Below are 26,938 nucleotides of genomic sequence, written 5' to 3'. Positions count from 1 at the left end.
CGGTACTAGAAGCGCCGCGTGATCAGCGCCCGCTTGACCTCCTGGATGGCCTTGGTGACCTCGATGCCACGCGGGCACGCCTCGGAGCAGTTGAAGGTCGTCCGGCAGCGCCAGACGCCGTCCTTGTCGTTGAGGATCTCCAGGCGCTGCTCGCCGCCCTCGTCGCGCGAGTCGAAGATGAAGCGGTGCGCGTTGACGATCGCCGCCGGGCCGAAGTACTGGCCGTCGTTCCAGAACACCGGGCACGAGGACGTGCAGGCGGCGCACAGGATGCACTTGGTGGTGTCGTCGAAGCGCTCGCGGTCCTCGGCGGACTGCCGGCGCTCACGGGTCGGCTCGTTGCCGGTCGTGATGAGGAACGGCATCACGTCCCGGTACGCCTGGAAGAAGGGCTCCATGTCGACGACAAGGTCCTTCAGCACCGTCAGGCCCTTGATGGCCTCGACCGTGATCGGCTTCTCCGGGTTGATGTCCTTGATCAGCGTCTTGCAGGCGAGACGGTTGCGGCCGTTGATCCGCATGGCGTCCGAACCGCAGATGCCGTGGGCGCAGGAACGGCGGAAGGTCAGCGACCCGTCCAGCTCCCACTTGATCTTGTGGAGGGCGTCCAGGACGCGCTCCTTGGGGTCGATCTCCAGCTGGAAGTCCTGCCAGCTGGCCTCCTCGGAGACCTCCGGGTTGAACCGGCGGATCCGGAAGGTGACCGTGATGTACGGGGAGTCGGCGAAGCCGGGCTCGGGCTGGCCGGCCTCGGCCGCCTTCTCCAGGGTCGGGGTAGCCATCAGTACTTACGCTCCATCGGCTGGTAGCGGGTCTGCACGACCGGCTTGTAGTCGAGACGGATCGACTCGGCGCCGTCGTCGCCCACCTCGCGGTACGCCATGGTGTGCCGCATGAAGTTGACGTCGTCGCGGTTGGGGTAGTCCTCGCGGTAGTGACCGCCGCGGGACTCCTTGCGGGCCAGCGCGGACACGGCCATGACCTCGGCCAGGTCGAGCAGGTTGCCCAGCTCGATGGCCTCCAGCAGGTCGGTGTTGAACCGCTTGCCCTTGTCCTGGATGGACACGTTCAGGTACCGCTCGCGCAGCTCGCCGATCTTCTCGACCGCGGTCTTGATCGTCTGCTCGGTGCGGAACACCATCACGTTGGCGTCCATGGTCTCCTGCAGCTCCTTGCGGATCTCGGTGACCCGCTCGCTGCCGGTGGCCGCGCGCAGCCGCTCGACCTGCTCCTGGACCAGCTTCGCCGGGTCCTCGGGGAGCTCGACGTACTCGGCGGTGGCCGAGTACTCCGCCGCCGCGATGCCGGCCCGGCGGCCGAAGACGTTGATGTCCAGCAGCGAGTTGGTGCCGAGGCGGTTGGCGCCGTGCACGGAGACGCAGGCGACCTCGCCGGCCGCGTACAGGCCCGGGACGACCGTGGTGTTGTCCGCCAGGACCTCACCCTCGACGTTGGTCGGGATGCCGCCCATGGCGTAGTGCGCGGTGGGCTGGATCGGGATCGGGTCCGTGTAGGGCTCGATGCCGAGGTACGTGCGCGCGAACTCGGTGATGTCCGGGAGCTTGGCGTCCAGCTGCTCCGGCGGAAGGTGCGTCAGGTCGAGGTAGACGTGGTCGCCCTCGGGACCGCAGCCGCGGCCCTCGCGGATCTCGGTGTAGATGGAGCGCGAGACGACGTCACGGGACGCGAGGTCCTTCATGACCGGCGCGTACTTCTCCATGAAGCGCTCGCCGTCCTTGTTGCGGAGGATGCCGCCCTCACCGCGGGCGCCCTCCGTCAGCAGGATGCCCATCCGCCAGATGCCGGTCGGGTGGAACTGGAAGAACTCCATGTCCTCCAGCGGCAGCCCGCGGCGGTAGACGGCGGCCTGGCCGTCACCGGTCAGGGTGTGCGCGTTGGAGGTCACCTTGAAGAACTTGCCGCAGCCGCCGGAGGCGTAGATGACGGCCTTCGCCTGGAAGACGTGGATCTCGCCGGTGGCGAGCTCGTACGCCACCACACCGGCCGACTTCTTGACGCCATCGACCTCGGTGATCAGCTGGTCCAGGACGTAGAACTCGTTGAAGAACTCCACGCCCTCCTTGACGCAGTTCTGGTACAGCGTCTGGAGGATCATGTGGCCGGTGCGGTCCGCGGCGTAGCAGGACCGGCGGACCGGGGCTCACCGTGGTTGCGGGAGTGACCGCCGAAGCGGCGCTGGTCGATCGTGCCGTCCGGCGTGCGGTTGAACGGCAGGCCCATCTTCTCCAGGTCGAGGACCGAGTCGATGGCCTCCTTCGCCAGGATCTCGGCGGCGTCCTGGTCGACCAGGTAGTCACCGCCCTTGACCGTGTCGAAGGTGTGCCACTCCCAGTTGTCCTCCTCGACGTTCGCGAGGGCGGCGGCCATACCGCCCTGGGCGGCGCCGGTGTGGGAGCGGGTCGGGTAGAGCTTCGTCAGGACCGCGGTGCGGCTGCGCTTGGTCGCCTCGATGGCGGCACGCATGCCCGCGCCGCCGGCGCCGACGATGACGGTGTCGTACTTGTGGATCTTCATGGTTCCAGTCAGCCCCGGCTTCAGGAGATGTTCGGGTCGAAGGTGAAGATCACCAGCGTGCCCAGCAGGACGGTGAACACCGTCGCGGTGTACAGCAGCATCTTCAGCCAGAAGCGGGTGTTGTCCCGCTGCGCGTAGTCGTTGATGACGGTGCGCAGGCCGTTGGCGCCGTGCAGCATGGCCAGCCACAGCATCAGCAGGTCCCAGACCTGCCAGAACGGCGAGGCCCAGCGGCCGGCGACGAAGGCGAAGCCGATCTTGGAGACACCGCCGTCGAGCACGAGCTGGATCAGCAGGTGGCCCAGGACCAGGACGACCAGCACGATGCCGGACAGCCGCATGAACAGCCAGGCCTGCATCTCGAAGTTGCCCCGGGAGGCGCGACCGGTCTTCTTGGTGCGCTTGCGCGGCGGCTCGATGACCGGGGCCGGGTTGTCCACGTCGTAGAGGCGGACGTCGCTCGCGGTGGCGTCTGCGGAAGTGGTTTCAGCGGACATCTCGCGTCAGCTCCCGAACAGCGTGCGCAGCGTGTGCTGCAGCACGGGGTAGAAGGCACCGGCCATCAGCACGACCCAGACACCCACGACGGTCCACAGCATCTGCTTCTGGTACCTCGGGCCCTTCGACCAGAAGTCGACCAGGACGACCCGCAGGCCGTTGAGAGCGTGGAAGAGGATGGCGGCCACCAGGCCGTACTCCATCACATTGACGATCGGCGTCTTGTAGGTCGCAACGACGTTGTCGTACGCGTCGGGAGAGACGCGGACGAGAGCGGTGTCGAGGACGTGTACGAACAGGAAGAAGAAGATGAGGACGCCGGTGACTCGGTGAGCCACCCAGGACCACATGCCTTCCCGGCCGCGGTACAGCGTTCCAGCCGGCACGGAAAAACCCTCCGGGAGCGGGGATTGGGGCGCCAGCCGGCTTCTCTGTCGGTCGGGCCCGGCCGGGTACGGTCCACCGGCCGCTCGTCATCGTATCGACGAGCTGTCGGTTCCTCGCGCGGGGGTCCTTAGGTGTGATCAAACAGGCACCAACGGGCTATCACACAAGGACGAACCGGGGCCTTACGGGTCGTACGGCGTGATTGCTGCGAGCTCGGGCCCGTGCCGGTGGCGGGCGCCGGTCTCAGGCCGCCAGGCGGCGCAGCCGGCCGCGGGCCACCCGCCGGAGCTGCTCCGCGGTGGCCGCCCGCTCCTCGTCCGGGCCGTTGCCCAGCCGTATGCGGATGCCGAAAAGGATCTGGTCGAGCGCCTCCTCCTCCCGGCAGCCGTCCAGGCAGATCACGAAAGCGTGACGGAAGCGCTGCTCGTATGCGGCGTATGCGGCATTCAGGGCGGTACGGGCGGTCGGTGTGCCGGCTCCGTGGGCGCCGGCCGGGGGCCGCGGCGGGGACTCGGCGGCGAGTGCCTCGTCCAGGCCGGCCGCCGGGAGGCCGGCGAACGCCCGGTCGGCGGCGGCGAGCAGGGCCTCCGGATCCCGGTACGGGCGCCGGTCGGCGACCTGGCCGGCCCACTCGCGGCTGCCGCAGCAGCGCAGCAGCGCGGCCAGGGCACCGTCCCGGTCCAGGGCGTTGAGGCGGCGCAGCCCCGTGCCGTCGGGGCGGGGTCGCGGCACGGCGGCGGAGGGGACCTGTGAAGGTATGCCGCACCGTGCGGGCTGGGGGCGCAGCGTCGGCCGGGCGGCCGGGGTGTCACCGGACAGCGTGGGCTCCTCGGACGGATGCGATCGGGTCTGTTCGACAGGTGCGGGGCGGGCGACTGACGGAAGCTGAGGGAAGCGGACCGACGCCGGGACGCGGAACGAAGCGGCGACGGGTGTGGCGGTGGTGCGTGGAACACGACACCCCGGCGGTATCCGGTGGTTCCAGGAGAGCCCTGGGAAAGGGGTGACGAACGAGGACGCCACGCTAACGACGCCTGTCGACAGCTGTCCGACGGATGCGCGAATTTCACTCGGAGGGGAGAGCCCCAGCGCATCCGGTGGACGACCGGCCCCGCACACCTGGCAATGCCTTCGCCCCGAAAAGTGAGGATTGCACGATGTCGAACCCGATGCGGCCGTCGCGCGCCGCGCTGCCGGCCGCGGCGCTCACCGGCGCGCTGCTGCTCACCGGCTGCTCCCACTCCGCCGAGACCGAGTCCCCCGGCAGCACCAGCGCCAAGGTGAACCCCGCAGTGACCCCCAGTTGGGCGCCGGTCACGGGAACGCCGCAGGTCATCCCGGCCGTACGCGATTTCCGCCGGGCCGAGGGGCCCGGCTGGCGCCCCTCCAAGGGAGCCCGGGTGGTGGTCCCGGCCGGCAAGGGGAGCAACGTCGCCGACGAGGCCGCCCTGATGGCCCGTGACCTGGGCGGCCTGACCGTTGTCTACGGCGACGAGCCGGTACGCCCCGGAGACATCGAGGTGAAGCTCTCCGGGAAGAACGGCGGAAAACAGGGCAACAACCTGCCCGTCCAGGGTGCCGCCGACGAGGCCTACACCCTCACCGCCAAAGGGACCCGGCTCACTCTCACGGCCCCCACCGACGCCGGAATTTTCTACGGCACCCGCACGATCAAGCAGGCCGTCCGCGCCGCCGGCGGGCTCCCCGAGGGCACCGTCAACGACCGCCCGGGCCGGCCGCAGCGCGGCATGTCGCTGGACAACGCGCGCAAGCCGTTCACCGAGGACTGGATCAACGCCCGGCTGCGGGAGATCGCCGACCTCAAGCTCAACCAGTTCCAGCTGCACTTCTCCGACGACCAGGGCTTCCGCATCCAGAGCGACACCCACCCCGAGGTGGTCTCCGCCGACCACCTCACCAAGGCCCAGGTCCGCCGGATCATCGCGCTCGCCCGGAGCCTGCACATCTCCGTCGTCCCGGAACTGGACTCGCCCGGCCACCTCGGCGCCGTGCTGGACCACTATCCCGACCTCCAGCTGCGCAACGCCTCGGGCCGGGTGATCCGGGGCGCGATCGACATCTCCAACCCCAAGGCCGGTCCGCTGATCGACTCGCTGCTGCGCGAGATGAGCCAGCTGTTCACCAACCCCAAGGGCGCCCCCGCCTACTGGCACCTGGGCGGTGACGAGTACCAGGCGCTGATGTCGTCCTCGCCGTCCACCTCGTACCCGCAGCTGGCCCGGGCCGCGCGGGAGAAGTACGGGAACAACGGCACCATCGAGGACCTGACCACCGGCTGGCTCAACGACCGGCAGAAGACCGTCGAGGGCCAGGGCAAGAACCGGATCGAGGCCTGGAACGACGGCTTCTTCACCGGCGGGGTGGTCTCCGCCGACAAGAACCGGACGGTCGCGTACTGGACCGGCAAGGAGATCGGCAAGCGGCCCCCCGAGGCCTTCCTGAAGGAGGGCCGCAACGTGCTGAACTTCAACGACGAGTACCTCTATTACGTCCTCGGCCAGCCCAACCAGTTCACCTATCCCACCGGCGAGCGCATCTACCGGGACTGGACGCCGATGGTCATCCGTGGAACGAGGGCGGTGAACGTCCCCGCCGCCATGACCGGCCCGGACCGGATCCCCGGCGCGCGCTTCGCGATCTGGTGCGACCGGTCCCAGGCGCAGACCGCGCCGCAGGTGGCCGCCGGGATCCGGATGCCGCTGGCGGCACTGGCGCAGAAGACCTGGGACCCGCGGACGCCGGCCCTGTCCTGGACGGCCTTCACGGCCCTGGCCAAGAAGGCGGGGTTGTCCGGTTGATGAGGAACGCGGCCGCCGAGCGGGCCGCCACCCGGTAAGAAACGGGTGAGAGAACTCAGCCTCCGTAACGGGACGGCCTGAGTCCACGAGGACGGCCGGGGCCGCCACCCCCCACAGGAGAGGCCCCGGCCGTCGTTCGTGGAGGGCCGTGTCGGCCCTCTATCCGGTACAGCGCCGGACGGCCCGAAAGCGTCACACGGGGTGCGGGCGGTGGTACGGCCAGTGGTCTGGACGCGGGCCCGGCCAGGCCCGTAACGTGCGCATCCGCGCCGGTGGGCGCACGGTCTCCCGTTTTCCGGTCCCGTGCGGCCCGCATTCCGGCCCGGGTGCGGAGCGGGTGTGCGCACGGGTTACGGTCAGCAGGAACGGCGGGGTTACCGGGGTTTTCCCCCCAGCGCCCCGATCGACGGCGAAGCGAAGCACTGAACCAGCAAGGACCGGGCGGCGGACATTCCACGTGCGACAGGATGGACCCGTGCGAGGGGACGACATTCAGCCGGACGACCGCCGGCTGACGGTGGCCGTACAGGCGGCGCAGGACGGCGACGAGGCAGCGTTCCGTACCGTCTACCGCGCCGTACACCCCCGACTTCTGGGGTATGTGCGGACGTTGGTGAGCGAAGCGGATGTTGAGGACGTCACCTCCGAGGCCTGGCTGCAGATAACCCGCGACCTCGCCCGCTTCAGCGGCGACGCCGACCGCTTCCGCGGCTGGGCCGCCCGGATCGCCCGCAACCGCGCCCTGGACCACATCCGGATGCGCGGCCGGCGCCCGGCGATCGGCGGCGACGAGAGCGAACTGGCCGACACCCCGGCGACGTCCGACACCGCCGGTGAGGCCCTGGAGGCCCTCGGCACCGGCCGCACCATGCAGCTGATATCCCGGCTGCCGCAGGACCAGGCCGAGGCCGTGGTGCTCCGGGTGGTGGTCGGGCTCGACGCCAAGAGCGCGGCCGAGGTGCTCGGCAAACGGCCCGGTGCGGTACGCACCGCCGCACACCGCGGACTCCGGAAGCTCGCCGAACTGATCGGCGACCCGCAGCGCGCCGGGGACCACCTCCCCGAACAGCAGCGCCCCGGGGACGTGGCGGATTCCCGCCTACGGGGTGTGACGGAATCGGCCGCACGAACGCAGAAGGACATGTGATGGCCGACGATCGGTACGACTGGCTCGACAAGGACACCGCGGAGCGGATGCTGCGTGGTGAACGGGTCGGTTCCCCGTACGGCGCCGGCGCACAGGAACTCGAACAGCTGCTGGCGGCCGCCGCCGCGGTCGGCGCCCGGGCCCCCGAGGCCGCGCCGCTGCCCGGCGAAGAGGCCGCCGTCGCCGCGTTCCGCACGGCTCCGGCGCCCGTTCGGCGGGCCGCGGCTCCGACGCCGCCGCGCCGACGGTCCATGCCACCGCCGTCACCGAACGCACCCGGTTCGCCCGCCCCTTCCGGCGCGGCTTCGCCGTCGCGCTCGCGGCCTGCGCCATCGGCGGGGTCGCCGTCGCGGCCGGAGCGGGAGTCCTGCCCGGCCCTTTCCGTGGTGGCGGCGGTCCCGAACCGGGATCCAGCGCCTCGTCCGCCGAGACGCCCGGCCCGGTGGCCACCACTGAGCCCGGCGAGGCCCAGACCGACGGCACCACGGGCAGCACGCCCGACGCCACGCACGGCGGGACGTCCACCGCGCCCTCCGACACCGGGACGCCCGGGGCCAGCCCCGGCGCGACCGGCGTGCCGGGCAGCGGTACGCCCGGCCGGCACGGCGACCAGGGCGGCAAGAAGGGCGACCCCGGCCAGGGCGCCAAGAAGAAGCTTTTGCTCACGCTCTGTCAGCAGTACGAGTCCGGCAACCGGGACCGCATGGACCGCGAGACGCGGCAGCGCCTCGAACGCCGGGCCGGTGGCGCGGAGAAGGTGCACGCCTTCTGCCGCGCGTATCTGGCGCGCTATCAGTCCGGCGGCGGCTCGGGTGACAACGATGGCTTCGGCAGCGGCCTCACCGGCACCGCACCCACCGGCGGCACCGGCGAGAGCGCCGGCTCCGGCGACGAGGAGGGCGACCAGCCCGCCCAGTCCCCCGGGCGCCTCCACCCCCGCCCCCACCCCGTCCGTGACCGGCACGGATCCCGCCGGGGCGACCCCGAGCGCCACCGCCTCCGGCGGGGTGTGACGTTTTTCGAGCCGGTGACGCAGTACTGAGTGAAGCCGACTGGTCATCGGCTGCGCGACGAGCCGGGGTTCCCCCCGTACCCACGGCTCAGCGCATTTGGCGCGGGCGGGGCACGTTCCCCCGGCCCTGCCCGCGCCCTTCTCCTTCTTCTCGGTGATCCGCCCCTAGGGCCTCTCTGATGGGTCAGGGTCGGACAGGCCCTAGCGGTAGACGACCACCTTGGTCCCCTTGTGCACCGCGGCGAACAGCGCCGCGATCTTGTCCTTGTCCCGGACGTTGACGCAGCCGTGCGAGGCGCCGCCGTAGCCGCGGGCCGCGAAGTCGGCGGAATAGTGGACCGCCTGGCCCCCGCTGAAGAACATCGCGTACGGCATGGCCGTGTGATAGAGCGTCGAGACGTGGCGCCGGCTCTTGAAGGCGATGGCGAAGGTGCCTTCCCGGGTCGGGGTGTACTGCGAGCCGAACCGCACGTCCATCGCGGACACCACCCGCCCGTCGACCACCCAGGCCAGGGTGTTGCTCCGCTTGCTGATGCAGATCACCCGGCCCCGCAGGCAGCGCGCGTCCGGGACGCCGACCGGCCTGGTCGTCGGCGGATAGAGCTCCGTGCGCGACGGCTCACGGGTCCGGGCCCGCAGCGCACGCCAGGCCGCGGGCTGCACCGTGCCCGTACGCGGCAGCCGCTGCTGCTTCTGGAACGTACGGACCGCGGCGGCGGTGACCGAGGCGTAATAGCCCGTCGGGGCGCGGTCGAACAGACCCAGCTGGGTCAATCGCGCCTGGAGTTCACGGACCTGCCCGCCGTGTGCGCCCACCGCCATCACCGTGCGCGGGCCCGCGGCGCCGGATGCCCGGTGCGGGGCGGGCGGGCCGGGGCGGTGTGCCGGGCCGCGGGCGCGGTACGCGCGGTCAGCGGCGGGGGAGCGGGCGTGGTCGGGGCGTAGCGGACGCCCTTGCTGTCCGGCGCGCCGGTCCTCGTCACCGTCACCGGCCGGCAGCCCACCGCGAGCGCGGCCACCGCCAGCACCGCGGCCGCCACCGGCGCCGTACGTCTTCCGCTGCTCCGCCTCATGCGCTACCCCCGGATCTGGGCGGCCCGACCGGCCAGTGGTGATGCTTCCCAGCGCTGCGGCGTGGCGAACCTGCGGGCATGCTGTGAGCAAGGCGTAAAACCGTGACGACGGTGCACCGACCGTCGGAAAAGAACCACCGGATCGCGGTCACCCAGGCGGAGGCGTACTTCCATGGCGCAGGAACCGGGCAGTGTGCGGCACAACGAGAGCGGGCTGCCCGTCGAGCCGGTGTACGGGCCGGAGGCGCTGGCCGGCTGGGACCCGGAACGCCGCCTCGGCGCGCCCGGCAGCTACCCCTACACCCGCGGCATCCACCCGACGATGTACGCCGGACGGCCCTGGACGATGCGCCAGTACGCGGGCTTCGGCACCGCCCGGGAGTCCAACGCCCGCTACCGCCGCCTGATCGCCCACGGCACCACCGGCCTGTCGGTCGCCTTCGACCTGCCGACCCAGATGGGCCACGACTCCGACACCCCGATCGCCTCCGGCGAGGTCGGCAAGGTGGGGGTGGCCATCGACTCCGTCGAGGACATGCGGGTGCTGTTCGGCGGCATCCCGCTGGACAAGGTGTCCACGTCCATGACGATCAACGCCCCCGCGGCGCTGCTGCTGCTCCTCTACCAACTGGTCGGCGAGGAAGAAGGGGTGCCGCCCGGCCACCTCACCGGCACCGTCCAGAACGACATCCTGAAGGAGTACATCGCCCGCGGCACGTACATCTTCCCGCCGGCGCCCTCGCTGCGGCTGGTCTCGGACGTGTTCCAGTACTGCCGCACCGAGATCCCCCGCTGGAACACCATCTCGATCTCCGGCTACCACATGGCGGAGGCCGGTGCCTCCCCCGCTCAGGAGATCGCGTTCACCCTCGCCAACGGCATCGAGTACGTCCGGACCGCCCTCGCCGCCGGCATGGACGTCGACGGCTTCGCCCCCCGGCTGTCCTTCTTCTTCGTCTCCCGCACCACCCTCCTCGAAGAGGTCGCCAAATTCCGTGCCGCACGGCGCATCTGGGCCCGCGTCATGCGCGAGGAATTCGGCGCCCGGAATCCCAAATCCCTCATGCTGCGCTTCCACACCCAGACGGCCGGCGTGCAACTCACCGCCCAGCAGCCGGAGGTGAACCTCGCCCGGGTCACGGTCCAGGCCCTGGCCGCGGTGCTCGGCGGCACCCAGTCGCTGCACACCAACTCCTTCGACGAGGCGATCGCCCTGCCGACCGACAAGGCGGCCCGGCTCGCCCTCCGCACCCAGCAGGTGCTGGCCCACGAGACCGATGTGACCGCCACCGTCGACCCGTTCGCCGGCTCCTACGCGGTCGAGTCGATGACCGACGACGTGGAGGAGGCCGCCCTCGCGCTGATGCGGCGGGTCGAGGAGATGGGCGGCGCGGTCGCCGCCATCGAACACGGATTCCAGAAGGAGGAGATCGAGCGCAACGCGTACCGCATCGCGCAGGAGACGGACGCCGGTGAGCGGATCGTCGTCGGCGTCAACCGCTTCCTCCTCGACGAGGAGGAACCGTACGAGCCGCTGCGCGTCGACCCCGCGATCGAGACCCAGCAGGTCGAACGCCTCGCCCAGCTGCGGTCCCGCCGCGACGCCCGCGCCGTGACCGCCGCCCTCGACACCCTCCGCAAGACCGCGGAGTCCCCGGACAACGTCCTCCCCCCGATGCGGGACGCGCTCCGCGCGCGGGCGACGGTGGGCGAGGTGTGCGACGCGCTTCGGGGTGTCTGGGGCACGTACGTCCCGCCGGCCGGGGTGTGACCCACGTACCTGTCCGTCCCCTCCGGCGAGGGGGGAAGTCAGGGCCGGTGGGGGTGGTCCCTCGCCGGCAGGCGCGCGGGGAACAATGGACGCATGTCCAGTCCGCGTCGTGCGTGCCCCGTCTGTACTCGAGAGATCGCCGTTGTCGGCGGCCGCTTCGCGCGGCATGACCCGCCGGGGCGGCGGACGGGGCTGGAGCTGATCTCCTGTCCGGGGTCGCGGCGGATCGCCCCGCTGATGGCCCCCGCCGAGCCGCTCTTCGACCCCGAGGAGCCGCCCTTCCCCGGCCAGCAGCCGCTGTTCTGACGTGCACCCCACCGGCCTCGACGGCGGGACGGACGAGTGCGTGGCGGCCCAACTAGGGTGCCAAAACGTCCAGTTCGGCCATCGCGCCCGTCGTGATCTCACGGGTCAGCCGCTCCGCGGCACTCGCGTCGCCCGTGCGGACCGCCTCCGCGACCTGGACGTGAAGGGTGACCGCGGCCGGGTCGGGGTCGGTGAACATGACGTGGTGGTGGGTGCGGCCGGTCAGGACGGCCGCGACGACGTCCGCGAGGCGGGCGAACATCTCGTTGCCGGAGGCGGTGAGGATCACGCGGTGGAAGGCCACGTCGTGGACCAGATACGCGTCGAGCTGCTGGCCGCGGGAGGTGGCGACCATGCCCATCGCGTGCTCGGTGAGCTCGGCGCACTGCGCGGGGGTGGCGTGCTCGGCGGCGAGCCCCGCGGCGACCGGCTCGACCGCCGAGCGCAGAACGGTCAGTGAGCGCAGCTGGCGGGGGCGGTCCCGGCCGGTCAGCCGCCAGCCGATGACCCGCGGGTCGTAGACGTTCCACTCCTCGGTGGGGCGGACGGTCACCCCCACCCGGCGCCGGGAGGCGACCAGCTGCATGGATTCCAGGACCCGGACCGCCTCGCGGATGACCGTGCGCGAGACGTCGAAGCGCTGCGCCAGTTCGTCGGTGCGCAGGACCGTGCCCGGAGGGTGGTCGCCCGCGGTGATCTCGGGCCCGAGGGCCTCCAGCACGCGGCCGTGCAGGCCCTTCCCCTCGTTCTCCATGGAGTAAGGGTACGTTCCCGCATCCCGGCCAATTAAGTATGACGTTTGCATCACAGACTCTTGAATACGTCGTACCTAATGGGTTTCAGTGGGGCATGCACGGGGTCAAGGAAGACAGCGAGGTAACCCGGGATGAGCACTCCCGACGCCGCCCCTGACGTCATCGTCGTGATGGGCGTGGCCGGCACCGGCAAGACCACGATCGGCCCGCTGGTGGCCGCCGAACTGGGCGTCCCGTACGCCGAGGGCGACGACTTCCATCCCCCGGCCAACATCGCCAAGATGACGGCCGGCGTCCCGCTGGACGACGCCGACCGCGGCCCCTGGCTGGATGCGATCGGTGCCTGGGCGCACGACCGGGCCGGTCACGGCGGGGTGGTCAGCAGCTCCGCGCTGAAGCGGGCCTACCGCGACCGGCTGCGGGCCGCCGCCCCCGGCCTCGTCTTCCTGCACCTGACCGGTGACCGCGCGCTGATCCAGGCGCGGATGGCCGAGCGCAAGGGCCACTTCATGCCGACCGCGCTGCTCGACTCGCAGTTCGCCACGCTCGAACCCCTCGGGCCGGACGAGGCGGGCGTCGCGGTCGACGTCTCCGGAACCCCGCAGCAGATCGCCGGGCGGGCGGTGGCCGCATTGCGCGCGCTGGCCGCATCCGCCGGGTAACCCCCTTCTCCCCCACCCGTCCACCCAAGTCCTCCCTCCCGTCCAACCAAGGGAAGCGCCGTGACCCATCTCAGCGTCGAGATGCTCGCAGCGGACGCGACCGTGCCGATCACCTCGGCCGGTCACGCCCAGCTGGGCATCGCCGTCCTGGCCGGCATCGCCGTCATCGTCCTGCTCATCACCCAGTTCAAGCTGCACGCCTTCCTGTCGCTGATCATCGGTTCGCTGGTGCTCGGCGCGGTGGCCGGGGCGCCGCTCGACAAGGTCATCGCCAGCTTCTCGACGGGGCTGGGGACGACCGTCGCGGGGACCGGGGTGCTGATCGCGCTGGGCGCGATCCTCGGCCGGCTGCTCGCCGACTCCGGCGGCGCGGACCAGATCGTCGACACGATCCTGGCGCGGTCCAGCAGGCGGGCGATGCCCTGGGCGATGGTGCTGATCGCCGGGATAGTCGGGCTGCCGATCTTCTTCGAGGTCGGCATCGTGCTGCTGATCCCGGTGGTCCTGCTGGTCGCCAAGCGCGGCAACTTCTCGCTGATGCGGATCGGGATCCCGGCGCTGGCCGGACTGTCCGTCATGCACGGGCTGATCCCGCCGCACCCGGCCCGCTGGTGGCGATCGACGCGGTCGGCGCGAACCTCGGCATCACCCTGGCGCTCGGCGTGGTCGTCGCGGTGCCGACCGCGATCATCGCGGGCCCGCTGTTCTCCCGCTACGCGGCCCGCTGGGTGGACATTTGCCCGCCGGAGAAGATGATCCCCCAACGGGCCTCGGAAGACCTGGAGAAGCGGCCGGGGTTCGCGATCACCGTGGCCACCGTGCTGCTGCCGGTCGTGATGATGCTGGCCAAGGCGCTGGTGGACGTCGTCGTCGACGATCCCACGGCCGGTGTGCAGCGGGTCTTCGACGTGGTCGGGTCGCCGCTGATCGCGCTGCTGACCGCGGTGATCGTCGCGATGTTCACGCTCGGCCGGGCGGCCGGTTTCAGCCGCGGGCGGACCGCGGCCACGGTGGAGAGGTCGCTCGCCCCGATCGCCGGCGTGGTACTGATCGTCGGCGCGGGCGGCGGCTTCAAGCAGACGCTGGTGGACTGCGGCGTGGGCCAGATGATCATGGACGTCTCCAAGGGCTGGCATCTGTCGGCGCTGCTGCTGGCCTGGCTGATCGCGGTCGCCATCCGGCTCGCGACCGGCTCGGCGACGGTGGCCACCATCTCGGCCGCCGGTCTGGTGGCCCCGCTCGCCGCGGGTATGAGCACCACTCATGTGGCGCTGCTGGTGCTGGCGATCGGCTCCGGCTCGCTGTTCTTCAGCCATGTCAACGACGCCGGCTTCTGGCTGGTCAAGGAGTACTTCGGGATGAGCGTCGGCCAGACGCTGAAGACCTGGTCGGTGATGGAGACGCTGATCTCGGTGGTCGGCATCGGGTGCGTGCTGCTGCTCTCCCTGGTCGTGTAGCCCCGGTTCGCGGACCTTCCGGGCGGACCCCCGCCGCCCCGGGCGCCTCAACCCCCCTCAGGCGCCCGTTCCCGGCGCGAGGCCGTACGAGCGGACATTCCCGCTCGTACGGCCTCGCGCGCTTCTTGAGCCCGGGTCAGGCGGCCGGCTGCGGGGCGGGCGCGCCGGTGTACGCGGCCAGGGCGGCGGCCACCGCGGTGGTGGCGCCGGTGGCCGGGGCGGCGAGGGCGAGGTAGCCGTCCGGGCGGACGAGGAGGACGGCGGGGCCGTCCCCGTAGGCGGCGCGGAGGTGGCCGTCGGTGTCGATCAGGTCGGGGTCCGGGCCACCGGCGCGGACGATCCGCAGCAGGGCCGGGTCGGCGTCGAGCGCGGCGGCGTCGAGGTCGGTGTCGCCGAGGACGAGCAGGGTGAAGTGCGGGCCCCGGTAGGCGTCGAAGAGCCGGACGGCCTTGCCGTCGGGGGTGTGGCAGGGGCGTCGGGCGCCCGGTCGCCGGCCCGCAGCGCGCCCTCGGGCAGGCCGGTGCGCAGCTCCCGGGTCAGCGGGCTCTCCGGGTAGCCGATGTCGAGCTGGTGCAGGTCGCGGCCGCGGCGCAGCGTGCGCGAGCGGTGCAGCCGGGTGCTGGTGTCGAGGATGCGCTCGGCTATCGGGCGGCGCTCGGCCTGGTAGCTGTCGAGCAGGGTGTCGGGTGCGCCGTGCCGCAGGACCAGGCCGAGCTTCCAGCCGAGGTTGTAGCCGTCCTGGACGCTGGTGTTGAGGCCCTGGCCGCCGGCCGGGGAGTGGATGTGCGCGGCGTCGCCGGCGAGGAAGACCCGGCCGGTGCGGAAGGTGTCGGCCAGGCCCACCTTGGGCCGGAAGACGGAGGTCCAGACGACGTCGGTGACCTGCTCGGCGGTGAGGTGGGTGTGCGCCGCGATCGCCGCGCGGACGGTCTCGGGTGAGGGGTCCGGGACCTCGCTGAAGGCCGCGATCATGCTCTGGAAGAGGTCGGTGCCGGCCAGCGGCAGCAGGCCGATGAAACCGCCCTGCGGCAGCTCCCAGCGGTGCCAGTGGTCGCGGTCGAGACCGCTGATCCGGACGTCCGCGAGCAGCGCGGCACCGGGCTCCAACTGCAGGTGCCCCGGCCCGCTCATCCCGGTGCCGAGCGCCCGCCGGACCGTGCTGCGCCCGCCGTCGGCGGCGACCAGATAGGCGGCGCGCACGGTGTGCGGCGTGCCGTCGGCGGTGCGCAGGCGGGCCGTCACACCGTCCGCGTCCTGGGTGAAATCGGTGAGTTCGGTGGAGAGGAGCACGCTGCCGCCGAGCTCGGTGAGCCGTTCGTGGAGCACCTCCACGTTACGGAACTGCGGCACCATCATCGCGTTCGAGTGCGGTGCGGCGGGCGTCGGATCGACCCGCTCGATCATCACCTCGGTGCCGGTGATCCGGCCGTCCTCCCAGCGGGCCGTGACCGGGTAGTCGCCGCCGACCGCGCGGATCGCGTCCAGCACCCCGAGGTCCTCGTAGACCTCCTGGGTGCGCGGCTGCAGGCCGGTGCCGCGGGCGCCGGGGGAGAGGCGGTCCTGGCGCTCGACGAGCAGGGCGCGCACACCGCGGCGGGCGAGGTCGATGCCCAGCGCGAGGCCGGTCGGGCCCGCGCCGGCGATCAGTACGTCCACGGCCGCAGGAAGGGTGTCCGGCTGACCGCTCATGTCCTTAACGCTGTTAAGTTCCATGTTTCCGAGGATGGCCTTAACGGTGTTAAGTTGTCAACATGGTTTCGCGCATCGACCGGAAACAAGTGGTCACCACCGCCCTGCGGCTGCTGAACGAGGTCGGCCTCGACGGCCTGAGCCTGCGCCGGATCGCCACGGAGCTGGACGTCAAGGCGCCCGCGCTCTACTGGCACTTCAAGAACAAGCAGGAACTGCTCGACGAGATGGCCACCGAGATCTTCCGGCGGATGGCCGCGCCGCTCACCGGCCAGGGGCCGGACGGGGCGGTCTTCGAAGGGACCTGGCAGGAGCTGCTGCTCACCGCCTGCCGTGGGCTGCGCCAGGCACTGCTCGGCTACCGCGACGGAGGGAAGGTCTTCAGCGGGACGCGGATGACGGACACCAGCTACGCCGGGCCGCTCGACGGCTTCCTGCGCCGGCTCACCACGGCCGGCTTCACGCTGGGCGAGGCGGCGCACGCATGGTGGACCGCGTACAACTTCACCATCGGGCTGGTGATAGAGGAGCAGTCGGTGTACCCGGAGCCCGGCCGGCCGGAGAACCGGGACCCGGCCTACGACCTGGACCAGCGCGAGGCGCACCTGGGGGAGCGCTATCCGCTCGCGGCGCAGGCCGGCCGGGAGATGTTCGGCGACCTCGACCGCAGCTTCGAGGCCGGCCTGCGGATCATCCTCGCGGGCATCGAGGCGACGGCCGGCCCGGAGGCCCGGGCCGGCCGCTGATCAGCGGCGTGGATCCAGCGCCCGCTTCAGACGGGGCGTCAGCGGCCGCTCCACGCAGCGGTACAGCAGCCACGCCAGCAGCAGCATCAGCACGGTCGTCAGGACCAGCGTGACGGCGGACGGCACACCGAGGCCGCGGTGCAGGGCGCGCACCACGACCCAGCCCAGGTGCTCGTGGACCAGGTAGAAGGGGTAGGTGAGCGCGCCGGCGACGGTCAGCCAGCGCCAGTCCGCCCACCGCAGGGCGCCCAGGGCGACCGCCCCGACCAGGACGAAGCCGAGGGTGACGACGGCGATGATGCCGGCCGTCGAACGGTAGGAGAAGGCGTGCACCGTCGGGGCGTGCCAGAGCCCGGCGACCGCGAAGTGCTGCCCGATGAGCCAGCTGACCAGGACGATCGCCCAGGCGACCGGGTCGCGGGGGCCGTAGCGGTGCAGCAGGTACAGCCCGATGCCGCCGATGAAGAACGGCGCGTACTCCGGCATCAGGACGACGTCCAGCAGTGGCTGGTGCGCGGCCTGGGCCAGCGCGGCGGCCAGCGTCCAGCCGGCGCAGAACAGGACCACCCGGCCGCGGGTGGCGCCCGGCAGGACCACGCAGAGCGCGAAGAGCGCGTAGAACCGCATCTCCGCCCAGAGGGTCCAGCACACGCCGAGGACGCGGTGCACGCCGAGCGGCTGCTGGAGCATGGTGAGGTTGGTCAGGACCTCGCTGGGCGCGAGCGCCTTGTAGGCGACGAAGGGGAGCGCGAACACCGCGGTGACCAGCAGGATCGCGGCCCAGTAGGCGGGATAGAGGCGGGAGATGCGGGAGGCGACGAAGGCCCGCAGGGTCCGGCCCCAGCCGGACAGGCAGATCACGAACCCGCTGATCACGAAGAAGATCTGGACGCCCAGGCAGCCGTACGCGAACAGCGGTGCCAGGGTGGGGAATTGATGGGCCGGGGAGCCGCCCCAGGCCCCGGCTATCTCACCGCCGCGCCCGCCGTAGTGGTACGCGGCGACCATCAGGGCGGCCAGCAGCCGCAGCCCGTCGAGGGCGCGCAGCCGGGACGGTGCTCCGTCGCGGCTGCGCCGACGTATCAGACGCTGCGGGGCGGGGGTGGCGAGGCCCGGCGCGACGGGTGGCGCGCCGGTCGTCGCCAGCGGCGGGGTCGTCGTCATCCGAAGACGGCCCGCTTCTTCAGCCGCCGCTGCACCGCCCGGGCCCGGCGCGCGACCCGGCGGACCGTGGCGTTGCGCGGGATGAACGACAGCTGCGAGGGGATCGCGCCGGGCAGCGCCAGCGCGGTCAGCCGGCGGCGCTTGAAGTAGCGCCAGGTCCGCGCGTCGAGGTGGGTGGCGAGATAGCGCTCGGCGTCCGGCCGCAGACCGGGGTAGATCTGGTGCTGCATGGCGTAGCCGACCGCGGCGACCAGCCCCTCGACGGACGCCGCGGTGGCGACCGTGCCCGGCCGCTCGCGAGTGTCCTCCAGGTCCGGGACCAGGGCGTCCACCAGCGTCACCGGGATGCGGTTGCTGTTCTGATACGGCGTGAGCCGCTCCAGCAGCAGATCGGTCCCGGTGCGGGCGACCGGCAGGCCGTAGAAGGTGGCCGCGGTCAGCAGCGCGGTGGAGAAGCAGCCGACGACCAGCGCGGGCCGCATCCGCTGGTAGAGCACCTCGGCCAGCACCGGACTGTCCAGCACCGTCAGGGCCACGTCCAGCTTCTCCGCCTCCCGCTCCAGCAGCCGCGACCAGCGGGCCGGTGCGGACGGGTGCGGCTTGAAGACGATCTCGCGGTGCCCGCGCCCGGCGGCGCCGCGCACCATCCGCACGTGCAGCTCCTCCTCCTCTTCCGGGGTGAGGATGCCCAGCGCGGAGAGGTACTGCCCGAGGAGCAGCGCCCCGCCCTCCGGGACGTCCAACGGGCCGCTGACGTCGGCGAGTTCGGACAGCACCTTGGTGAAGGCGTCGGTCGGGACCGTCTCCGCGGGCACCTCGAACTCGGTGAGCAGCAGCGGTGACAGGCCCGGCACCAGGTCCAGGTGCAGCAGCCGGCCGATTCGGGTGCCGACCAGCGGGTCGAGCTTGTTGCGGGTCGGGCCGTAGCTCATCAGGCCGTCCGCGTAGACCTCGACCGGCGCGTCCGGGAAGAGCTGGGCGATCGCCAGCGCCGGGTTGACCTGGATGGACTCCACGATCAGCTCGACCTGGTCGTCACCCAGGCCCCACAGCAGCCGCAGGTACCGCTCCCACAGCGGGACGTCGTCCGCGCGGGGGGACCAGCCGCCCGGGTGGAAGGGGCTGATCGTCTCGTTCCACGACAGCACCCGGTCGAAGCGGCCGCGCAGCCGCTCGAAGCCGGGCATGGTGTCCAGCGACGCGGTGGTCTCCGGGGTCGTGGCGTTGTTGCTGAGCAGCAGCAGCCGGCGGTCGGCCGGCGTGAACCGGTCGGCGTCCAGTGCCGCGGCGAGCGTCGCCGCGCCGTACAGCGTGGACGCCACGAAGATCTGGGTGCGGGCTCGGGTGGGCATCAGGCGGCCACCTCGGCAGGGACAGGGCGACGGCGCAGCCGCCGCAGCCGGGACGCGCGCTGCACATCCATCGATTCCAGTGCTTCCTTCAGTACGTCCTGCGGCATGCGCTTCATGGCCGCGGCACTCATCGAACGCAATTTACGAGCCACCTGCGGTTCAAACCTTTCGATCGAACCGAGATGGTGGGAAATGATCGCGCAATAGGTCCGGACCGCTTTCGGAAGCAGTTGGTCCGCATCGCGATCCTGTGCGGTTTCCTCGATCACCTGGTCGAATGCCCGGATGAAATCCAATTGCCGCACGTCACCGATCTGGGTCAGCGACGAGGCCACCCCGCGCCGGTAGAAAACACCGAGCAGACCGACCACCGCCATGGACTTCGCCTCGCGGTGCAGCCGCCAGATCCACGGCCGGTCCTCGGCGGTGCGCAGACCGTCCTTGAAATGCAGCACCCCGTCGTCCAGCAGCCGGCGGTGGTACATCCCGGCCCAGGCGTACGCATAGTCGACCGAGGTGGAGCGGTCCGCGGGCAGGATCACCTCGCGCGGATCCATCACCACCCCGCGCCGGCCGTGCGGGACGCGGTGCACGGTGCGCGCCCTGGCGGTGCACTGGACGTGGTCGGTGCGCACGAAGTCGCACCCGAACTCCTCTATCGCACCGAGGAGTTCGGCGAAGTAGCCGGGCGCCAGCCAGTCGTCGCCGTCGAGGAAGGTGAGGTACTCCCCGCGGGCCTGGTCCAGACCCGTGTTGCGGGCGGTGGCCAGGCCGCCGTTCCGCTCGTGCCGCAGCAGTCTGGCGCCCGGCAGCTCGCGCTCGGCACGCGCGAGGATCTCCGGGGTCTCGTCGCGCGAGCAGTCGTCGACGAGCAGGAATTCAAAGTCGTCGCGGGCATTGGCCGCGAGGCTTTTCAGGGTGTCGGGCGCGTATGTCTGCACGTTGTAGAACGGCACGATGACGGAGAGCTTAACCACCCGGGTGACGTTAGGTGCCGGTCCGGCATTCGTCTTTACGCGGTGTGGACACCGGGGTGAACGAAGAATGGCGGGATGGTTAACCGGGCCGGTAATCGGGCCGGTTCGCCATTCGTCGACCCGCTGTTAACCCTTTGTTGCGACCCAGTTGGCCCGACAAACGGAATGCCTTCCTAGCGTCTTCGACGTGCCATCACGTACCGCTTCCTCGCCGCGAGTCGCCGTGCTCGCCGACTCGGATACCCGATGGAAATGGGGCGCTTTGACAGCGTACCGAATCCAATCGGACATCCGGCTCGACGGGTATCTGCTCCGCGGCCGCGCCACTCCCACGGTCCGCCAGCTCGACGAGGTCGGGGCCCGGGCGGACGCGCTGCGCGAGATCCGGGGCGTCGACTTCGTGCGCTCCATCGACCGCACCCGCTACGACGTGGTCGTGCTGGCCTGCGTCGGCGGCGCGGTACAGGCGATGCTGCACGGCCTCGCCCGCACCTGGGAGAGCGCAGCGCACCGCCCCGTGGTCGTCACCGGCTACGTCGGGGTGGTCTACGAGAAGCTCGCCGACGGGCTGCTGCTGCGGCACGGCGCGGACGTCGTCCTCGCCAACTCCCGGCACGACGCCGACCGGTTCCGCGCCGTTTACCGCGGGGTCGGCGCCGACGACGACAGCGTCGTCGAGTGCGCCCTGCCGTTCCTCGGCGGCGACCGCTACACGGCCGAACACGACCCCTACACCGTGGTGTTCGCCGCCCAGCCCTCGGTCCCGGAGAACCGCGCCGACCGGACGTACCTGCTGCGCCGGGCCGTCGAGCACGCCCGCCGGCACCCCGGCCGCGAAGTGCTGATCAAGCTCCGCAGCAAGCCCGGCGAACACACCACGCACATCGAGGAACTGCCCTACCAGAAGCTCGCCGCCAAGATCCCCGGCGGACTGCCCGCCAACTGCCGCCTGGTGTACGGCAACATGGGCGAGGTCCTGGACCGCACCGACCTGCTGGTGACGGTCAGCTCCACCGCCGCCCTGGAATCCCTGCACCGCGGCATCCCCACCGCCGTCCTCACCGACCTCGGCATCCGCGAGGTCCTCGGCAACCACCACTTCCTCGGCTCCGGCTGCCTGGCCTCCTGGGACGAACTGGACGCCGGCCACCGCCCGGAGCCCGACCCGGACTGGCTGGCCCGCCAGGGAGTCGCCGCCGAGGGTGAGTACGGAAGCGCCTTCGACGCCGCCCGCGCCCGGGTCACCGCACTCCGCGAGGCCGCGAGCCTGCCGCCGCTGCGCCCGTACTACACACCGCGCACCGCCCCCGGCTACCTGCCCGGCATCCTCGCCCGGCACGGCCTGGACCCGCAGGGTGCCCCGCTCCCCGGCCACACCGACGCCACCGAGGAGACCGGCGGACTGCGCCGGATCGCCCGCGAGACGGTCCGCGAGGCCGCCCGCGGCGCCTACCGCCACGGCGTCCAGCGCGTCGCCCCCGCCATCCGCCGCTGGGGGCAGCTGTGAACCCCGCTGCCGCCCCCGGCCCGACCAAGGAGCCCGCAATGCCACCCACCGTGGTTGCCGTCATCCCCGCCCGCGGCGGATCCAAGGGCGTGCCCGCCAAGAACCTCGCCGCCGTCGGGGGCGTGCCCCTGGTGGCCCGCGCGGTCCGCGAATGCCGCGCCGCCCGCCTGGTCACCGACGTCGTGGTCTCCACCGACGACGCCGGGATCGCGGCCGCCGCGCGCAGTGCCGGAGCCGTCGTCGTCCGGCGCCCCGGCGACATCGCGGGCGACACCGCCACCAGCGAGGCCGCCGTCCTGCACGCCATGGACGCGTACGAGGCCGAGCAGGGCACCACCGTCGACGCGGTGCTGCTGGTCCAGTGCACCAGCCCGTTCCTGGTCCGCGAGGACGTCGACGGGGTGGCCGCCGCGGTCGTCGAGGACGGCGCCGACAGCGCGCTGACCGTGGCGCCCTTCCACGGCTTCGTCTGGCGCGACGCCGAGCCCGCGGTGGGCGGGGCGACCGCCACCGACGGCGGCCACGGCGTCAACCACGACAAGTCCTTCCGGCCCCGCCGCCAGGACCGCCCCCAGGACCTGCTGGAGACCGGCGCCGCCTACGCCATGGACGCGGCCGGCTTCCGCGCCAGCGGCCACCGCTTCTTCGGCCGCACCGAACTCGTCCGCACCGACCCGGCCCGGGTGCTGGAGGTCGACGACCCGCACGACCTCGCCCGCGCCCGCGCGCTGGCCCCGCTGCTGGACGCCCCGCGCCCCGGTTCCCTGCCGACCCGCGACGACATCGACGCCGTCGTCCTCGACTTCGACGGCACCCAGACCGACGACCGGGTGCTGATCGACGCCGACGGACGGGAGATCGTCGCGGTGCACCGCGGCGACGGCCTCGGCATCGCCGCCCTGCGCCGGGCCGAGCTCAAACTGCTGATCCTCTCCACCGAGACCAACCCGGTCGTCGCCGCCCGGGCCCGCAAGCTGCGGGTGCCCGTCCTGCACGGCATCGACCGCAAGGACCTCGCCCTCAAGCAGTGGTGCGAGGAGGCCGGAGTCGCGCCCGAGCGCGTGCTCTACGTCGGCAACGACGTCAACGACCTCCCGTGCTTCGACCTCGTCGGCTGGCCGGTGGCGGTCGCCGGGGCGCACGACGTGGTGCGCGGCGCGGCCCGCGCCGTCACCGCCACGCCCGGAGGCAGCGGCGCGATCCGCGAGATCGCCGGCTGGCTGCTGGGCCCCTCCCTCTAGCCCACCCGACCCCACCCCCTGAACCCCACCCCGCACACCCTTATCCACACGAAGGAATCTCCCCATGAGCACCAACTCCCGCCTCCGCAAGCTCGGTGCCCGCGAGGCCGGCCCCGGCCGCCCCGTCTACGTCACCGGTGAGATCGGCATCAACCACAACGGCGACCTGGAGAACGCCTTCGCGCTGATCGACGCCGCCGCCGACGCCGGCTGTGACGCGGTGAAGTTCCAGAAGCGGACCCCGGAGGTCTGCACCCCGCGCGACCAGTGGGACATCGAGCGCGACACCCCCTGGGGCCGGATGACCTACATCGACTACCGCCACCGCGTGGAGTTCGACGAGGACGGCTACCGCGCCATCGACGAGTACTGCAAGAAGCGCGGCATCGCGTGGTTCGCCTCCCCCTGGGACGTCGAGTCCGTCGCCTTCCTGGAGAAGTTCGACGTGCCCTGCTACAAGGTGGCCTCCGCCTCCCTCACCGACGACGAGCTGCTGCGCGCCATGCGCGCCACCGGCCGCACCGTCATCCTCTCCACCGGCATGTCCACCCCCAAGCAGATCCGGCACGCCGTCGAGGTCCTGGGCAGCGAGAACATCCTGCTCTGCCACGCCACCAGCACCTACCCGGCCAAGGCCGAGGAGCTCAACCTGCGGATGATCAACACCCTGCAGGAGGAGTACCCGAACGTCCCGATCGGCTACAGCGGCCACGAGACCGGTCTGCAGACCACCCTCGCCGCGGTCGCCCTCGGCGCCACCTTCATCGAGCGCCACATCACCCTCGACCGCGCCATGTGGGCTCCGACCAGGCCGCCTCCGTCGAGCCCGGCGGCCTGTCCCGCCTCGTGCGCGACATCCGCACCATCGAGGAGTCCCTCGGTGACGGCGTCAAGAAGGTCTACGAGTCCGAGCTCGGCCCGATGAAGAAGCTGCGCCGGGTCGCCGGCGTGGTCGCCGAGACGGAGGCCGCCGAGGCCCAGCCCGCGGCAGTCTGACACCGGCCGACCAGCCGACGGGAGACAAGGTGAGCTCACCTGAAGGGACCCGCGCCGCGCCCTCCACGCCCGGCGCAGAGGTCCCGCCCCAGGAGACGGCGGGTACTCCCGCCCGTCGTCTCCTGGGGGTGCCGCGGCAGCGCCACCGCACCCGCACCGCAGCCGGTGCCACGGCCCGCGCCGCCGCCCCCGGCACCGGCACCCTCGCCTTCGTCGAGAGCCCGGTGCAGCTGCTCAACGTCCTGGAATGGGCCCACGCGGCATCCCTGGAGGCCACCGGACCGGAAGCCACCGGACCGGAGGCCGACGCGCCGAAGGCCGCCGCGCCGGACGCCGACGCGCCGGACGGCAGCGCACCGGACGGCGGGCGTCCCGAGCGGCCGGCCACCGAGGTCACCATCGTCGTGCTCTCCCCGCACGACCCGATGACCCGCGGCCAGCTGCGCCGGATGGCCGAACTCGCCCGCGACGAAGGGCACACCGTGCGCTGGGAGGAGGCCCGCGGCGGCCCCACCGCGCCGCTGCGCACCATCGGCGGCCTCACCCCGCTGCTGCGCCGGGCCCGCCGGATCGTCATCGGCGACCCGTTCTCCCGCTACGTCCAGCTGCTGCTCGCCCTCACCGGCGCCCCCGACCTGGTCGTGGTCGACGACGGCACCGCCACCATGGAGTTCATCTCCCAACTCGCCCGCGGTGAACGGCTGGTGCGCTGGCACCGCAGCGGCGGCGGACGCGGCGCCCGGGACCTGGTCTTCGCCCCGTTCTCCGCCACCGCGCGCCGCCGGCTCACCCCGCGGCCCGAGGGCGGCCGGCGCACCGTCGGCGTGTTCAGCTCGATGCCCGTCGAGGCGCCGCCCGGTGTGCGCCTCGTCAGGAACGACTTCGCCTGGACCCGGGCGCGGTTCGGCCCGCCCCGCGTGATGGGCGCCGCCGACATCGTCGGCACCTCGCTCGTGGAGACCGGCGTCGTCGACGCCGACCGCTATCTGGCGGCCGTCGGCACCCTGGCCCGTACGCACGGCGCCACCCGCTACTTCGCCCACCGCCGCGAGAGCACCGACAAGCTGCACCGCCTCGCCGCCGCGACCGGACTGGAGATCGTCCGCCCCGACCTGCCGCTCGAACTGATCGCCCGCCGCGGCCCCGTCGGCCGGCTGATCGTCAGCTTCCCCTCGACCGTCGTGCACACCCTGCCGCTCGCCCTGGCCGGTACGGAGGTCCGGGTCGCGGTCTGTGATATCGACCCGGAGTGGCTGACGGCCAACGCTTCACCGCGCGCACAGGGTTTCCTCGACGGGGTCACCGGGACCGCCCGCGACGTGCAGCGACTTCCGTTCGGGCAGCGGGTGGCCACCGGTTGAGCGGAGCGCGGGGCATGGCGAGGGCCGTGGCGGGAAGCCGTACTTCATACCCCTCCCATAAACCGTCCATGCGCCGAGCGGCCTAGATTTTCTTCCCCTAAGGGGCTGAACTTTTGTTGATCGAGGGACAGTTGCCCCATCGGTGGCCCTAACCTTCAACAGGTGAACCAACTGATGTCCCGCGATTCCGACGACGCCGACGCCCCCGCCGACACCGCCGCCGGGGCCCCGCTGCCCGGCACGCTGCCCGAGGCGCTCGGTGCCGAACTCATCGACTTCCGCCGCGACTTGCACCGCCACCCCGAGCTCGGAAACCAGGAGTTCCGTACCACCGCGGCGATCAAGGAGCGGCTGGAGCAGGCCGGACTGCGCCCCCGGGTGCTCGCCACCGGCACCGGCCTGATGTGCGACATCGGCACGGACACCGCGTACGGCGACGGAACCGCCCCGCTGCTCGCCCTCCGCGCGGACATCGACGCCCTCCCCATCCCGGACACCAAGACCGTGGACTACGCCTCCGCGGTCCCCGGCCGGGCGCACGCCTGCGGCCACGACGTGCACACCACCGTCGTGCTCGGCGCCGGGCTGGTGCTGGCCGCGCTGGCCCGCAACGGCGCGCTGCCCCGCCCGGTGCGGCTGATCTTCCAGCCCGCCGAGGAGGTGCTGCCGGGCGGCGCCGCGGACGCCATCGAGTCCGGGGTGCTGGACGGCGTCGGCCAGATCCTCGCCGTGCACTGCGACCCGCGGGTGGACGCCGGCAAGATCGGGCTGCGGACCGGCGCGATCACCTCGGCCTGCGACCGGCTGGAGGTCGAGCTGGACGGCCCCGGCGGGCACACCGCCCGCCCGCACCTGACCACCGACATGGTCACCGCCGCCGCCCGGATCGCCCTCGACGTGCCGGCGCTGATCGCCCGCCGGGTCGACGCCCGGGCCGGGCTCGCCGTCACCTGGGGCCGGCTGTCGTCCGGCCACATCTGCAACGTGATCCCGCAGCGCGCCGAGCTGTCCGGCACGGTCCGGTGCCTTGATCTCGACGCCTGGCGCAAGGCCCCGGACATGGTGCACGCCGCCATCGACGAGATCGCGACGCTGTACGGCGCCAAATCGCAGATCAACTACGTGCGCGGGGTGCCGCCGGTGGTCAACGAGGCCGGCAGCGTGACGCTGCTCAAGGACGCGATGACCGCCCGGCGCGGCACCCACAGCGTGGAGGACACCGAGCAGTCCCTGGGCGGCGAGGACTTCTCCTGGTACCTGGAGGAGGTCCCCGGCGCCATGGCCCGCCTCGGCGTCCGCCGCCCCGGCGACCTCGGCCGGTACGACCTGCACCGCGGCGATTTCGACGTCGACGAGCGCGCCATCCAGGTCGGCGTGGAGCTCTTCACCGCCGCCGCCCTCCTGCCCCGCGGCTGAGGTAAATCCGACAGAACTCAACAATTCCGGCCGTCGTCAATCGCCGCGACGGCGGCTGTGAAGATCG

General features: G+C 72.0%; 21 protein-coding genes and 4 pseudogenes. 13 read left to right on the top strand and 12 right to left on the bottom strand.

From position 1 onward, the window contains the following. Positions 1 to 5: 5 nt before the first annotated feature. From OJ254_RS04980 to OJ254_RS04960, 5 genes and pseudogenes are all read right to left on the bottom strand, one after another. Entirely contained in the window at positions 6 to 782 is a 777-nt protein-coding gene (locus OJ254_RS04980; RefSeq protein WP_265361407.1) for a succinate dehydrogenase iron-sulfur subunit, read from the bottom strand. Beyond that, positions 782 to 2,535, bottom strand: a pseudogene (gene sdhA, locus OJ254_RS04975) (succinate dehydrogenase flavoprotein subunit). Before sdhA ends, OJ254_RS04980 begins: the two are co-directional and overlap by 1 nt. Positions 2,536 to 2,555: 20 nt before the next feature. Then, the gene (locus OJ254_RS04970; RefSeq protein ID WP_261956048.1) at positions 2,556 to 3,032 is read right to left on the bottom strand and encodes a succinate dehydrogenase hydrophobic membrane anchor subunit; all 477 of its coding nucleotides are present in this window, start codon (positions 3,030 to 3,032) and stop codon (positions 2,556 to 2,558) included. 6 nt (positions 3,033 to 3,038) lie between these two features. Next, positions 3,039 to 3,419: a succinate dehydrogenase, cytochrome b556 subunit gene (gene sdhC / locus OJ254_RS04965; RefSeq protein WP_261956047.1), complete on the bottom strand. Its 381-nt coding sequence runs from the start codon at positions 3,417 to 3,419 to the stop codon at positions 3,039 to 3,041. A gap of 244 nt (positions 3,420 to 3,663) precedes the next feature. Beyond that, the gene (locus tag OJ254_RS04960) at positions 3,664 to 4,152 is read right to left on the bottom strand and encodes a 2-oxo-4-hydroxy-4-carboxy-5-ureidoimidazoline decarboxylase (protein ID WP_265361406.1); all 489 of its coding nucleotides are present in this window, start codon (positions 4,150 to 4,152) and stop codon (positions 3,664 to 3,666) included. Between the two features lie 425 nt (positions 4,153 to 4,577). On the opposite strand from OJ254_RS04960, the gene OJ254_RS04955 reads away from it, so the two are divergent. The 3 genes from OJ254_RS04955 (at position 4,578) to OJ254_RS04945 (ending at position 8,428) form a co-directional block, all read left to right on the top strand. Beyond that, positions 4,578 to 6,239 (top strand): beta-N-acetylhexosaminidase, encoded by a 1,662-nt coding sequence (locus OJ254_RS04955; RefSeq protein ID WP_265361405.1) that lies wholly within the window; start codon positions 4,578 to 4,580, stop codon positions 6,237 to 6,239. A gap of 475 nt (positions 6,240 to 6,714) precedes the next feature. Further along, positions 6,715 to 7,386, top strand: a complete 672-nt coding sequence (locus OJ254_RS04950) for an RNA polymerase sigma factor (RefSeq protein ID WP_423835830.1) — start codon at positions 6,715 to 6,717, stop codon at positions 7,384 to 7,386. Between the two features lie 442 nt (positions 7,387 to 7,828). Further along, positions 7,829 to 8,428: a hypothetical protein gene (locus OJ254_RS04945; RefSeq protein ID WP_265361404.1), complete on the top strand. Its 600-nt coding sequence runs from the start codon at positions 7,829 to 7,831 to the stop codon at positions 8,426 to 8,428. A gap of 171 nt (positions 8,429 to 8,599) precedes the next feature. On the opposite strand, the gene OJ254_RS04940 is transcribed toward OJ254_RS04945, so the two are convergent. Continuing rightward, a complete protein-coding gene (locus OJ254_RS04940) occupies positions 8,600 to 9,214 on the bottom strand; it encodes a L,D-transpeptidase family protein (RefSeq protein ID WP_423835829.1) in 615 nt (204 codons plus the stop codon). A gap of 5 nt (positions 9,215 to 9,219) precedes the next feature. Next, a complete protein-coding gene (locus OJ254_RS04935; protein WP_265361403.1) occupies positions 9,220 to 9,471 on the bottom strand; it encodes a hypothetical protein in 252 nt (83 codons plus the stop codon). A 172-nt stretch (positions 9,472 to 9,643) separates the two neighbouring features. On the opposite strand from OJ254_RS04935, the gene OJ254_RS04930 reads away from it, so the two are divergent. Then, the gene (locus tag OJ254_RS04930; protein WP_265361402.1) at positions 9,644 to 11,242 is read left to right on the top strand and encodes an acyl-CoA mutase large subunit family protein; all 1,599 of its coding nucleotides are present in this window, start codon (positions 9,644 to 9,646) and stop codon (positions 11,240 to 11,242) included. Between the two features lie 93 nt (positions 11,243 to 11,335). Further along, the gene (locus tag OJ254_RS04925; protein ID WP_265361401.1) at positions 11,336 to 11,548 is read left to right on the top strand and encodes a hypothetical protein; all 213 of its coding nucleotides are present in this window, start codon (positions 11,336 to 11,338) and stop codon (positions 11,546 to 11,548) included. A 52-nt stretch (positions 11,549 to 11,600) separates the two neighbouring features. On the opposite strand, the gene OJ254_RS04920 is transcribed toward OJ254_RS04925, so the two are convergent. Further along, a complete protein-coding gene (locus OJ254_RS04920; RefSeq protein WP_265361400.1) occupies positions 11,601 to 12,302 on the bottom strand; it encodes a FadR/GntR family transcriptional regulator in 702 nt (233 codons plus the stop codon). A gap of 132 nt (positions 12,303 to 12,434) precedes the next feature. Here OJ254_RS04920 and OJ254_RS04915 point away from each other — a divergent pair, with 132 nt between their 5' ends. Both OJ254_RS04915 and OJ254_RS04910 read left to right on the top strand, forming a co-directional pair. Then, positions 12,435 to 12,965, top strand: coding sequence for a gluconokinase (locus OJ254_RS04915; RefSeq protein WP_265361399.1), 531 nt, complete (start codon positions 12,435 to 12,437; stop codon positions 12,963 to 12,965). A gap of 60 nt (positions 12,966 to 13,025) precedes the next feature. Further along, a pseudogene (locus OJ254_RS04910) lies at positions 13,026 to 14,422 on the top strand (GntT/GntP/DsdX family permease). 136 nt (positions 14,423 to 14,558) lie between these two features. Here the strand turns inward: OJ254_RS04910 and OJ254_RS04905 are convergent. After that, positions 14,559 to 16,135 (bottom strand): annotated as a pseudogene (locus tag OJ254_RS04905) (FAD-dependent monooxygenase). 38 nt (positions 16,136 to 16,173) lie between these two features. Here OJ254_RS04905 and OJ254_RS04900 point away from each other — a divergent pair. Further along, complete coding sequence (locus OJ254_RS04900) at positions 16,174 to 16,857, top strand: TetR/AcrR family transcriptional regulator C-terminal domain-containing protein (protein ID WP_265361398.1); 684 nt, start codon at positions 16,174 to 16,176, stop codon at positions 16,855 to 16,857. Here OJ254_RS04900 and OJ254_RS04895 read toward each other — a convergent pair whose 3' ends face one another. From OJ254_RS04895 to OJ254_RS04885, 3 genes are read right to left on the bottom strand one after another with little or no spacing between them, the layout of a single operon-like run. Then, a complete protein-coding gene (locus OJ254_RS04895; RefSeq protein WP_265361397.1) occupies positions 16,858 to 18,021 on the bottom strand; it encodes an acyltransferase family protein in 1,164 nt (387 codons plus the stop codon). Continuing rightward, a complete protein-coding gene (locus tag OJ254_RS04890; protein ID WP_265361396.1) occupies positions 18,018 to 19,373 on the bottom strand; it encodes an alpha-2,8-polysialyltransferase family protein in 1,356 nt (451 codons plus the stop codon). Before OJ254_RS04890 ends, OJ254_RS04895 begins: the two co-directional genes overlap by 4 nt. After that, entirely contained in the window at positions 19,373 to 20,350 is a 978-nt protein-coding gene (locus OJ254_RS04885) for a glycosyltransferase family 2 protein (protein ID WP_265361395.1), read from the bottom strand. The genes OJ254_RS04890 and OJ254_RS04885 overlap by 1 nt, the downstream gene beginning before the upstream one ends. Before the next feature lie 187 nt (positions 20,351 to 20,537). Here OJ254_RS04885 and OJ254_RS04880 point away from each other — a divergent pair, with 187 nt between their 5' ends. The 5 genes and pseudogenes from OJ254_RS04880 (at position 20,538) to OJ254_RS04860 (ending at position 26,871) form a co-directional block, all read left to right on the top strand. After that, positions 20,538 to 21,857: a DUF6716 putative glycosyltransferase gene (locus OJ254_RS04880; protein ID WP_423835828.1), complete on the top strand. Its 1,320-nt coding sequence runs from the start codon at positions 20,538 to 20,540 to the stop codon at positions 21,855 to 21,857. Positions 21,858 to 21,895: 38 nt separating this feature from the next. Beyond that, positions 21,896 to 23,098, top strand: coding sequence for an acylneuraminate cytidylyltransferase (locus OJ254_RS04875; RefSeq protein WP_265361394.1), 1,203 nt, complete (start codon positions 21,896 to 21,898; stop codon positions 23,096 to 23,098). Between the two features lie 64 nt (positions 23,099 to 23,162). Further along, positions 23,163 to 24,094: pseudogene (locus tag OJ254_RS04870) on the top strand (N-acetylneuraminate synthase family protein). Between the two features lie 29 nt (positions 24,095 to 24,123). Next, positions 24,124 to 25,455 carry a hypothetical protein gene (locus tag OJ254_RS04865; protein WP_423835827.1) on the top strand — a complete coding sequence of 444 codons (1,332 nt, stop codon included), beginning with the start codon at positions 24,124 to 24,126 and terminating at the stop codon, positions 25,453 to 25,455. Between the two features lie 174 nt (positions 25,456 to 25,629). Further along, positions 25,630 to 26,871 (top strand): amidohydrolase, encoded by a 1,242-nt coding sequence (locus tag OJ254_RS04860; protein ID WP_265361393.1) that lies wholly within the window; start codon positions 25,630 to 25,632, stop codon positions 26,869 to 26,871. Positions 26,872 to 26,938: the final 67 nt, after the last annotated feature.

The organism is Streptomyces endophytica, assembly GCF_026153355.1.
Lineage (GTDB): Bacteria > Actinomycetota > Actinomycetes > Streptomycetales > Streptomycetaceae > Streptomyces > Streptomyces endophytica.
Note: the sequence above shows the minus strand (reverse complement) of the source record. Positions and strands in the feature narration are given on the sequence as shown.

What these genes read in the sequence shown, in the direction of transcription:
- OJ254_RS04980 (WP_265361407.1), bottom strand. Translation starts at nt 782, where the DNA reads ATGGCTACCCCGACCCTGGAGAAGGCGGCCGAGGCCGGCCAGCCCGAG.
- OJ254_RS04970 (WP_261956048.1), bottom strand. Translation starts at nt 3,032, where the DNA reads ATGTCCGCTGAAACCACTTCCGCAGACGCCACCGCGAGCGACGTCCGC.
- OJ254_RS04955 (WP_265361405.1), top strand. Translation starts at nt 4,578, where the DNA reads ATGTCGAACCCGATGCGGCCGTCGCGCGCCGCGCTGCCGGCCGCGGCG.
- OJ254_RS04935 (WP_265361403.1), bottom strand. Translation starts at nt 9,471, where the DNA reads ATGAGGCGGAGCAGCGGAAGACGTACGGCGCCGGTGGCGGCCGCGGTG.
- OJ254_RS04930 (WP_265361402.1), top strand. Translation starts at nt 9,644, where the DNA reads ATGGCGCAGGAACCGGGCAGTGTGCGGCACAACGAGAGCGGGCTGCCC.
- OJ254_RS04925 (WP_265361401.1), top strand. Translation starts at nt 11,336, where the DNA reads ATGTCCAGTCCGCGTCGTGCGTGCCCCGTCTGTACTCGAGAGATCGCC.
- OJ254_RS04920 (WP_265361400.1), bottom strand. Translation starts at nt 12,302, where the DNA reads ATGGAGAACGAGGGGAAGGGCCTGCACGGCCGCGTGCTGGAGGCCCTC.
- OJ254_RS04915 (WP_265361399.1), top strand. Translation starts at nt 12,435, where the DNA reads ATGAGCACTCCCGACGCCGCCCCTGACGTCATCGTCGTGATGGGCGTG.
- OJ254_RS04900 (WP_265361398.1), top strand. Translation starts at nt 16,174, where the DNA reads ATGGTTTCGCGCATCGACCGGAAACAAGTGGTCACCACCGCCCTGCGG.
- OJ254_RS04895 (WP_265361397.1), bottom strand. Translation starts at nt 18,021, where the DNA reads ATGACGACGACCCCGCCGCTGGCGACGACCGGCGCGCCACCCGTCGCG.
- OJ254_RS04890 (WP_265361396.1), bottom strand. Translation starts at nt 19,373, where the DNA reads ATGCCCACCCGAGCCCGCACCCAGATCTTCGTGGCGTCCACGCTGTAC.
- OJ254_RS04875 (WP_265361394.1), top strand. Translation starts at nt 21,896, where the DNA reads ATGCCACCCACCGTGGTTGCCGTCATCCCCGCCCGCGGCGGATCCAAG.
- OJ254_RS04860 (WP_265361393.1), top strand. Translation starts at nt 25,630, where the DNA reads ATGTCCCGCGATTCCGACGACGCCGACGCCCCCGCCGACACCGCCGCC.